Origin of the sequence: uncultured Alistipes sp., assembly GCF_949296715.1 — a bacterium.
GTDB lineage: Bacteria > Bacteroidota > Bacteroidia > Bacteroidales > Rikenellaceae > Alistipes.
The window spans coordinates 1-4052 of the sequence record NZ_CASFQD010000051.1; the positions used below are offsets into that span (position 1 = coordinate 1).

The window sequence follows — 4052 nt, forward strand, 5'->3', positions numbered from 1 at the left end:
CCTCGTGCGGCGAGGCGGCGCGCACGGCCAACGAACGCGCCTACCAGGAGGATGCGCGGCAGTTCCGCAAGGCCCTCTGACCCACTTTCTCAGTCAAAACACGGGGCGCTCCGGTCCGCGACCGGGCCAACGCCCCGACCAATCAAATTCCAACCCTATTTTCCAACCACTTAAACACACAACACCATGAGTTTGCTCGAAAATGCAAAGCAGTACACGGGTTCCGACCTCGAACAGATCTTCTTCCGCCCCATGCTGACCGGCGAGTCGGCGCTCGACCTCGGCGTCCGGGTGCTCTACAACCTGCCGACGCCCACGACCGTCCACCTCTGGGACGGACAGCGCAACATCCTGCAGAAGTACACCGCCGCCGGGTGGAACGGCGGCCAGGCGGCCAAGAAGTACCAGAAGACCATTCAGCTCTCGCCCGTGAAGGCCGAGCTGGGCTTCTCGGCCGCGGACTACTTCTCGCTCGTCTACGAGAAGATCGCCGCACGCGCCGACGTCAACATGGACGACCTGACGGGCACCGAGCTCGAGCAGGCCGAGACGGCGCTCTTCAAGCAGGCGCTCGCCGAGAACATCCGCGCGACGATGTGGGTGGGCGACACCGCCGGATCGGGCTACAACACCTTCGACGGCTTCCTGAAGGCGATCAAGGAGTTCGACAGCGAGTCGGTAATCTTCAGCGAGCCCTACCAGACCGCCGACCTGACGGCCGAGAAGGTCGTCGAACTCTTCGACAACCTGTGGAAAAACGCCGGCGCCGCGCTGCAGGACCTCAAGGGCGAGGGGCAGCTCGCCTTCTTCGTCACCTCGGACCTCTACTTCCTCTATGAGAAGTACCTCGACGCGAAGGGCGTCGACACGGCCTACACCGACACGATCAACGGCCGCCAGAGACTGGCCTACCACGGCATTCCGGTCGTCGACGTGCGGCTGGGCAGCTACCTCTCGAGCACGTCGTTCCACCAGTCGTTCTGCCTGCTGACCGACCGCCGCAACCTCGTGCTGGCCGTCAACACGGCCGACTTCCCCGGCAACGAGGTCCGCATGTGGTACAACCCCGACGAGATGGAGAACCGCCAGCGCGCCGTCTTCATGGCCGGGTGCGACATCCTCGACGAAGGGCTCGTCGCCTACACCTACGGCGCATAGCGCGGCCGGGCGGAGCGCACTCCGCAACACCACGCAACGGGACGCCGCCCGCACGGCGCACGGGCCACGGCGGCCGGGCCGGGATCACCGGTCCGCCGCCCGCGGGCGGCTCCGCAGACAACCTCAAGACACAAACCATGGACAGACAACAGAAAACCAAAACCGCCGTCGCCGTGGGCAACCGCACGCCCGACCCCTATGTGGTGCTCGGCGCCGGGCGCGTCGAGAGCGACCGCTTCTGGCGCTGGGGCGACGACAACCTCTTTCCCGAGGCGCTGGCCCTGATGGCCCGCCGCTCGACCACGCACCGCCGCATCATCAACGACAAGGCCGACTACATCTCGGGCAAGGGCTTCGTCTGCGACGAGGCCCGCCTGCCGCGCCTGGCGGAGTTCGTCCGCCGCGCCAACGGCGACGGCGAGAGCCTCCGGCAGGTGCTCAACAAGGCGGCCTTCGACAAGGCGCTCTTCGGCAACGCCTTCCTCGAGGTGGTGACCGACCCGCGTCACACGTTCCTCTCGCTCTACCACCAGGACGCCTCCCGTTGCCGCGTGGCCCGCGACTCGGAGCACGTGCTCCTGCACCACGACTGGCGGGCCTTCCGCCCGCAGGAGGCGCGGCAGCTGCCCCTCTATCCCCGCTTCGAGGAGCAGGAGGACGGCACGCTGCGCGCGCTGATCCACTACAAGGATTACGAGCCGACCTTCTCGCACTACGGCGTGCCGCCCTACATCGCGGGGTTCAACGTCTCGGCCATCGCCTACAAGACCGACCGCTGGAACATCTCGCGCCTGGACAACTCGTTCCAGCTCTCGGGCGTGATGATGCTCGACGCGGCGGTCGACAGCGACGCCGAGGCCGAACGCATCGTGCGGCTCGCCGAGCAGAAGTTCGCCGGGAACCCCGGGCAGGTGATGTTCGTCATCCGCGACGGCGAGGGCGACGACGACAACTCGCGCTTCATCCCCATCGCGTCGCAGAACGAGGGCGACTGGCAGGCGCTGCACGAGCAGGCCGTGGGCGACATCGTCGTGGCGCACTCGTGGTTCCGCTCGCTGAGCGGGCTCGACTACGCCGCGGGATTCAGCGCCGAGCGCATCCTCCACGAATACGAGGTGGCGCTCAACACGGTCATCCTCGCCGAGCAGGCCGAGCTCATGGAGCCCGTCCGCGAGGTCATCGCGCTCGCAACGGGGCTCGACGCCTCGTCGCTGCAGATCGTCAACCGCCCGCCGACCCGCTCGAAACCCGTCTACATGAAGGTCTGGGAGGCCCGCAAGGCCGACGGACTCGACTACGACCCGGAAGACCCCCGACAGCAGGCCTTCCTTTCGGAAATCACCAAGTACAACGTTCAAAGCATCGGATGACATGAATACCCTGATCTCCCCCGCACAGGCCGTGCGGCTGGCCTTCGGCGACGGCGAGTGGCTGCCGCCCGAGGCCCTCACCGAGGCCGACATCGCCGCGGCCGAGGAGCGCCACATCGTCCCGGTCATCGGGCGGGCGCTCCACGAGCGGCTGCTCGAAGGCCAGTACCCCGACTTCGTCACCTCCCACCTGGCCGCCTGCACGGCCCTCTTCACGCGGGCGCTCATCCAACCCCGGCTCGACATCCGCACGGGCCAGAGCGGCACGACGGCCCCCAGAACCGACTACGGCTCGGCCCCCGACACGACGGCCCGACGCGCCCTGCGGCGCAGCCTGCTCGCCCAGGCCCGGACGCTGCTGCGCCGCGCGGCCGGATACCTCGCCGACCACCGGGAGACGATCCCCGAATACGACCCCGACAACGACATCCTCAACCGCTGCACGACCGATGGAAACCTTGTACAGATACGTTAGCGGCGCGGCCGCCGGCATCGCCGGGCTCTTCGCCCCGGCCGGGCCGCTCATCGCCACGACGCTGCTCTTCATCGTCATGGACTTCCTCTCGGGCGTGGCAGCCGACCGTGCGGCGGCCCGCCGCGCCGGCCGCGCGTGGTACTTCGAGAGCCGCAAGGCGTGGCGCACGGTCGCAAAGGCAGCCCTCGTCCTGACGGCCATCGCCATGGCGTGGCTGCTCGACACCTGCGTGCTGGACTTCCTGCAGCTGAACGTCGCGCGCTTGTTCGCCGGCTTCACGTGCGGCGTCGAGCTGTGGTCGTTCCTCGAGAACGCCGCGCAGCTCTCCGACGCCCCCTTCTTCCTGCAGATGCGCCGCTACGTCCGCCGCCGCATCGGAAAGGAGGTGGGCGATGAGTAGGGGGCTGCGCAACAACAACCCCGGCAACATCCGCCGCTCGAAGGTCCGCTACCGGGGCGAGGTGCGCCCCTCGCAGGACCCCGAGTTCCGGCAGTTCAGCGCCCCCGAGTGGGGCTACCGCGCGATCTTCGTGCTGCTCGACACCTACCGCGTGCGCTACGGGCTGCGGACCGTCACGCAGATGATCTCCCGCTGGGCACCACCCACCGAGAACCGCACGCAGGCCTACATCGACGCCGTGTGCCGCATGACGGGCCTGGCACCCGACGAGCCCCTCGACACGCGCGACCGGGCGACGATGGTACCCCTCGCGGCGGCCATCTCGCGCGTCGAGAACGGCACGGCGGCCGTCATGCGGGATGTCGAGCGCGGGTGGGCGCTTTTTTCCGAGTGATTTTCGTATCTTTGGGGGTATGGAACTCCCCGCACTGCGATACGGACGGCTGCTTGCGCGCCTCGACCGCATGCCGATGCTCAAGGCCGTCGTGCCGCTGGCTGCCGGCATCGCCCTGGCGGACGTGTGCGAACTCCCGGCATGGTTTCTGGCGGCAGCCTTTCTGACGACGGGCGCGGCGGCTCTGCTGCTGCGCTCGTCGCTGTGCATGGCGGCGATGCTCCTCACGGCGGGGCTGGCCGCGGCGCAGCTCCG

The 4052-nt window shown here is 68.2% G+C and carries 5 protein-coding genes and 1 pseudogene; all 6 read left to right on the plus strand.

Annotated elements, in window-relative coordinates:
* Positions 1-186: 186 nt before the first annotated feature.
* The gene (locus Q1Y33_RS07750; RefSeq protein ID WP_300799173.1) at positions 187-1158 is read left to right on the plus strand and encodes a hypothetical protein; all 972 of its coding nucleotides are present in this window, start codon (positions 187-189) and stop codon (positions 1156-1158) included.
* A 137-nt stretch (positions 1159-1295) separates the two neighbouring features.
* Positions 1296-2528 carry a phage portal protein gene (locus tag Q1Y33_RS07755; RefSeq protein ID WP_300799174.1) on the plus strand — a complete coding sequence of 411 codons (1233 nt, stop codon included), beginning with the start codon at positions 1296-1298 and terminating at the stop codon, positions 2526-2528.
* 1 nt (position 2529) lies between these two features.
* Positions 2530-3003, plus strand: coding sequence for a hypothetical protein (locus tag Q1Y33_RS07760; RefSeq protein ID WP_300799175.1), 474 nt, complete (start codon positions 2530-2532; stop codon positions 3001-3003).
* On the plus strand, positions 2978-3403 hold the full coding sequence (locus Q1Y33_RS07765) for a phage holin family protein (protein ID WP_300799176.1): 426 nt from the start codon (positions 2978-2980) through the stop codon (positions 3401-3403). The genes Q1Y33_RS07760 and Q1Y33_RS07765 overlap by 26 nt, the downstream gene beginning before the upstream one ends.
* Positions 3396-3797 (plus strand): structural protein P5, encoded by a 402-nt coding sequence (locus tag Q1Y33_RS07770; RefSeq protein WP_300799177.1) that lies wholly within the window; start codon positions 3396-3398, stop codon positions 3795-3797. Before Q1Y33_RS07765 ends, Q1Y33_RS07770 begins: the two co-directional genes overlap by 8 nt.
* Positions 3798-3816: 19 nt before the next feature.
* Positions 3817-4052 (plus strand): annotated as a pseudogene (locus tag Q1Y33_RS07775) (ComEC family competence protein); the annotation flags it as partial.